Raw genomic sequence first — 1,853 nt, forward strand, 5'->3', positions numbered from 1 at the left:
GCTATAAATACATTTTCGTTTTCCTGTGGCATAATTTTACATTTTAAAAAATATACTATAATATTAACAGATTTCTTTAAAAAGTCAACTAATTGTTGGATAAATAAACTTGAGCATTTGGCCAAAATGTTATATAGTAGTCACTTCAAGAAGTACAGTATGGACAATACCATTATAAGAAAATACGATATTAGAGGTATAATAGGCAAAGGCTTGCAGATTAATGATGGGTACGAGATAGGTAGAAAGTTTGGCCAAACCGTAGCTAGTGTTTGTGTCGGCTACGATAGCAGAATAGATTCACCAGGTATAGAAAGAGAATTAATTAGGGGCTTAACTTTATCCGGTGCAAATGTTATACGCGTTGGACTATGCTCTTCACCTATGCTTTACGCTGCAACACAAATCACACAGGCGGATCTTGGTATCATAATAACTGCCTCTCATAACCCCAGCGAATATAATGGCTTTAAATTTTTTAGTAATAAAAAAGTCTTCTCAGATCAAGAAATGAAGGAAATTATAAGCAGTCCAATTAAAAACAGCACAAGAATTGGAAGCTTAATTAACATAAATATATATAGTGAGTACATTAGCATATTGAAAAGTGCAGTGAAGAATAATACTACACAGAAATTAAAAATAGCCTGGGATTGTGGAAATAGTCCAGCAAGTGGAATTATAAGGTATATTGAAAAGATCTTGCCTGGTCATACGCACATCGTAACCAATAACTCTATAGATGGGGCATTTCCACTGCATGATCCAGATCCCATAGAGGAAAAAAATCTTGCTCAATTAATTGACATTGTGAAGGAATATGGATGTGATCTTGGCATTGCGCTAGATGGCGATAGCGATAGGGTGCGCTTAATTGATAATAAAGGCAACGTTGTTTCCAATGACCATTTATTTATAATTTTTGCACGTGAAGTGTTGGAGGAATATCCAGAAAGCAAAGTTATTGCTAACGTAAAAATGAGTATGAAAGTGCATGATTTTGTTAGCAAGTTAGGAGGGCAAGTTATCACCTGTGCTACTGGACATTCACTAGTTAAGAAGAAGATGGTAGAGGAAGAGGCAAAGTTTGCTGGTGAATTAAGCGGGCACTTCTTCTTTTCTGAGCTAAGTTTTGATGATGGGCTATATTCTGCTGTTAAAGCAGTTGACATTTTGCTTAAGAAAAACCAAAGCCTATCTCAGGTGATTGAGGATTTACCGAAGTTATATATCACTCATGAAGTGAAGATTGTAGTGAAAGATGAGAAAAAGTTTCAAATAATTGAGTCAATAAAGAAAACACTGGAGCAGCAAAATATTGTATTTTCAGATCTTGATGGTGTTAAGGTAACCGATAATAAAGGTTGGTGGCTTCTTAGGGTATCAAATACGCAAAACTGCATTACAGCAAGATGCGAAGGAGAGACTTTAGAGGGTTTTGAACTTACTAAAAAGGTTTTGTTCCATTACATTGATGAAGCAAGGTCTTTAAATTGTAGCTACTCACAGAAATAAATTTGATTTATAAAATTGACATGAAAGTATAAAGATAAATAGGCTAAATGTACTTATCATCTGGTCAGGCTGCAGCATTATTTCGTGTAATCGTTTGCGGGTCCACTTAATTCTGCAATTCTTTGATCTCACTCATGGAGAGGCCAGTAAACTTAACAATAGTGGTGACATCAACATTATTAGCTAGCATTGTTTTTGCAACTTCAATTTTTCCTTCCTTTTTAGCATCATCAAGTTTTTGTTCAAGAACAGCCCGTTCATCACGAATACGTTTTAAAGCACTTTTAGAGCACTTTCAGACCCCTTAAAGACAACTTTCCCAAACACGTTTTAGAAAA

General features: G+C 35.1%; 1 protein-coding gene and 1 pseudogene. One reads left to right on the forward strand and one right to left on the reverse strand.

Annotation, left to right across the window (positions count from 1 at the left end; all coding sequences use genetic code 11):
- Nucleotides 1-126 precede the first annotated feature (126 nt).
- Entirely contained in the window at nt 127-1,515 is a 1,389-nt protein-coding gene (locus tag ACIPNH_RS01265) for a phosphomannomutase/phosphoglucomutase (RefSeq protein ID WP_264724037.1), read from the forward strand.
- A 106-nt stretch (nt 1,516-1,621) separates the two neighbouring features.
- Here ACIPNH_RS01265 and ACIPNH_RS01270 read toward each other — a convergent pair.
- Nucleotides 1,622-1,792: pseudogene (locus ACIPNH_RS01270) on the reverse strand (Rpn family recombination-promoting nuclease/putative transposase); the annotation flags it as partial.
- Nucleotides 1,793-1,853: the final 61 nt, after the last annotated feature.

This window comes from Wolbachia endosymbiont of Drosophila barbarae, assembly GCF_044752445.1.
In the GTDB taxonomy this organism is placed as follows: domain Bacteria; phylum Pseudomonadota; class Alphaproteobacteria; order Rickettsiales; family Anaplasmataceae; genus Wolbachia; species Wolbachia pipientis.